This window comes from Stenotrophomonas sp. STEN022 (assembly GCF_056760155.1).
Genome location: NZ_JBRREG010000177.1, coordinates 1 through 3303 on the forward strand (window position 1 = coordinate 1; position 3303 = coordinate 3303).

Sequence of the window (3303 nt, forward strand, 5' to 3'; positions counted from 1 at the left end):
CGCTCGGCTCGTCTGTCGGCTGCTATCCGCAGATATCATGTTGACGGTCCCTCCACCCTGGCTCCTACATACCGCGTAGGAGCCGGGAGGAACATACAAGCCATGCTCGGCTGCTCTTCGCCCAGATGCTTGGGATGTTGTTCAACCCGGCGTGCGGTACTGCCCGGCGGAAATGAACTGCTCGAACCGTTCGCACCACACCACTACGGTGGTGTAATCGTCCACGTTGACGCTTTCAGGCACGTCCACCAGGAAACGGTTGAAGGTCTTCACCTCGCCGATGCGCTGGGCCTGTGCCTTGATCTTCAGGAAATCGGCCTTGTTGTCGACGAAGTCACGGACCAGGTACACCTTGTAATCCGGACCCGGACCCATCTTGCCGTCGAACGCGACCTGGCGCGGGCTGACGCTGACGTTGCCTTCCGCCCAATGCACCGCATCACTGCCCTTGAGGTCGCGGCGAAAGGTGGTGCGGTAGGGGGCGTCTTTCATGGCCGCCTGCACCTGCGCAACCGGCGGGTCATCGGGGGCGATCAGGATCGGCAGGAGATAGACGCCCAGGCCGAAGCCCAGGCCGAGGGTGAGCAGGTGGGTGGCGAGCAGGATGAGGATGCGGCGCATGGGGCCTCCTTGTGGTTGCGATCGATCGCGCGGCGAAGTGCCGGGCCTGACCACCCTGGGAGGTCAGGGCCGACATTATATAGGCACAGGGCCGATTGCGAAAAGGGCACAGTCGGGTGGCTGCGATGCTGAAAGCCCTCTGGCGAGGGCGGATCGCGGTCGCGGCTGGAAGCTGAATGACGTATCAGGCGCGCTGCGCTGACGACGACCGCCACGTCAATGACGACATGCGTGCGGTAGTGCCGGCCGCTGGCCGGCAGCTGCGTGGCCTGCCTGAAAATCCGGAGGTTGCCGGCCAGTGGCCGGCACTACCCTGCGGAAAAGAGGTTCCGGCCAGCGGCCAGCGTGACCGGGTCAGAAAATGACGTGGCTCTGTCCGTTGGCTGCGCCCTGAGGGCCGAAGCGACGCTCGTGGATCTGCCCGTGCCCTTCGGCATCGATCAGCAGCACCGTGCTGGCGCGGGTGCCATAGTCGTCGCCGCGGATGAAGGCCGGGCTCAGCCAGCGCTCGCGTTCCAATCCGATGCCGGTGTCGGGCAGGTCGCTGTCGGCGGGGCGATGTTCGTCCGCCAGGGCGGCCCAGAGCGGGGTCAGGTCCTCATCGCCGGCCTCGAACCAGGCTTCAAGCGCGGCCATCAGTCGTCGGGTCTTCGGCCAAGGTGCGTCCAGCGCGCCGTTGGACATGCCATGCACGCCCGGGCCCAGGCGCTGGCGCTCGGCAGGGTGGTTGCCCAGGAACTCCAGGCTGTCGCTATCGGCCAGCAGCAGGTTGAATGGGGCGTAGGCGCCGGCCACCGTTGCCAGTCGGTCGATATGCACGGCGGCGGGGTCGCGGCCGCGCAGGAAGTCGGCCACCAGCGCACCCCGTGAAGGACCGGTCTGTGCGGCCAGCGGGTCGCGGACATTGGTGACCACGGCCATGCGTCCACCCGCACCGACGCCGGCCCAGCCGCCGCCGGAGCGCAGGTCGCGCCCCCCGATGACGGAGGTCTCATCTTGCCAGGGGGCCAGCGCCGCTGTCGGGCGGGCGTGGAACTCATCACGGTTGCCGGTCATCACCAGCCGCCAGCGCGGGTGGTGCATCCAGCCAAGAGCGAGCAGGCACATGGCCTCATTGTGCACGGTTTGCGCAGTCTGGCGCCGCTTCCTGCCCGTCCCGCATGAATGCGCGAGCGATGTTTCACGCTCTGTCCACACCCCTGAACTTCCGTTCAATCTCAAAAATTGAGACGGATCAGCAACTTGTGGATAAGCCTTGAACAATTCTCTAAAGGTTGTTGCAAGCCATTGATGCGGCTGGCGATTTCCCCGCTGAAAAGTTGTTGACAACCCTTCGGCCGCTGCTAAGGTGGGCATCAGAGGGAAATCTAGCGTGCCGGACAAGACCTCGATTCGGGTTGCGCGTGGCAGGTCCAGCACTGCGTCAGCGGGAGGCCTGGCCGCAGCAGATTCGGCAACCATGAATCACTGCTGCGCCGCCTGCAATCGCTCGCGCAGCGGCTGCATCTACAGACGCTTCCTCAACAGCCTGAAGGCGGCGAAAAAGTCTCTCAGTGATGAAATGCTGCATGGACCTGCGCCTTGCTGCCACAGTCGAATCGGGAACTCTCATCCCCGTTTTGCGGGTTGTCCGCCGGTTTCTGGCCAGCTTCAGGATTCATTGTCATGCGCCGCAGTTGTTGTGCTTTGTTGCTGAATGCGACGCGGTGCAACAATTCTAGACCTGACCCTCTGCGCCGCAGTCGAATCGGGAACTCTCATCCCCGTTTTGCGGGTTGTCCGCCGGTTTCTGGCCAGCTTCAGGATCGATTGTCATGCGCCGCAGTTGTTGTACCCGGAGGATCACCCTGATGCCGTCAGCGGGGCACTCTGCTGAGGGCTGCTGGCGCGAGAGCGGGGGTTTTTAGAGGTGCCCTCAGGTAGGTGATTTGCTACGCTGCGCCGCGCCGATGTCTTACCCATGCGCGGGAGAAATGCCGATGGGCGGCGATGAGGCCGCGCGGAACACTGTGCAGCCGTCGATGCGCAGGATCGTTCCGTGCTGTGCCTCACCGCACCGGAGGGACGCGCCGCGCCGCGTGTCGCCCGTGCCGCAAACACCGCGCTGGCGGCCGCGCCGAGCTACGCACGCCATGTTCCCGAGCGCACGCTGCTGTACGCGCTAGTGCAGGCGCACTACCCGGACTTCATCGCGCGTCTTGAGGCCGAAGACCGCCCGCTGCCCGAGTATGTGCGCGAGGAGTTCGAGACCTACCTGCGCTGCGGCGTGCTCGAGCACGGCTTCCTGCGCGTGGTCTGCGAGCAGTGCCGGGCCGAGAGGCTGGTGGCCTTCTCCTGCAAGAAGCGCGGCTTCTGCCCCAGCTGCGGGGCGCGGCGCATGGCCGAGAGCGCGCGGCACCTGGTGGAGGAGGTGTTTGGCCCGCGGCCGGTGCGGCAATGGGTGCTGAGTTTTCCGTACCCGCTGCGCTTCCTGTTCGCCAGCAAGCCGGAGGCCATCGGCCCGGTGCTGGTGATCGTGCAGCGCGTCATCGCCGGCTGGTTAGCCGATCAAGTCGGCGTCGACCACGCCAGCGCGCAATGCGGCGTGGTGACCCTGATCCAGCGCTTCGGCAGCGCGCTGAACCTGAATGTTCACTTCCACATGCTGTGGCTCGACGGCGTGTACGACGCGAACGTCGAGCC

Annotated in this window: 4 protein-coding genes; 2 read left to right on the forward strand and 2 right to left on the reverse strand. The window is 65.3% G+C overall.

Going from position 1 to position 3303, the window contains the following annotated elements:
* Window positions 1-141 precede the first annotated feature (141 nt).
* Window positions 142-621: a DM13 domain-containing protein gene (locus ACVOMF_RS20660; protein WP_047290306.1), complete on the reverse strand. Its 480-nt coding sequence runs from the start codon at window positions 619-621 to the stop codon at window positions 142-144.
* A gap of 176 nt (window positions 622-797) precedes the next feature.
* Here ACVOMF_RS20660 and ACVOMF_RS20665 point away from each other — a divergent pair, with 176 nt between their 5' ends.
* The gene (locus ACVOMF_RS20665; protein WP_481510940.1) at window positions 798-986 is read left to right on the forward strand and encodes a hypothetical protein; all 189 of its coding nucleotides are present in this window, start codon (window positions 798-800) and stop codon (window positions 984-986) included.
* On the opposite strand, the gene ACVOMF_RS20670 is transcribed toward ACVOMF_RS20665, so the two are convergent.
* Entirely contained in the window at window positions 976-1728 is a 753-nt protein-coding gene (locus tag ACVOMF_RS20670) for an NRDE family protein (RefSeq protein ID WP_180832829.1), read from the reverse strand. The genes ACVOMF_RS20665 and ACVOMF_RS20670 overlap by 11 nt on opposite strands.
* A gap of 997 nt (window positions 1729-2725) precedes the next feature.
* Here ACVOMF_RS20670 and ACVOMF_RS20675 point away from each other — a divergent pair.
* A partial coding sequence (locus ACVOMF_RS20675) for a transposase zinc-binding domain-containing protein (protein WP_481510941.1) occupies window positions 2726-3303 on the forward strand: 578 nt, incomplete at its 3' end.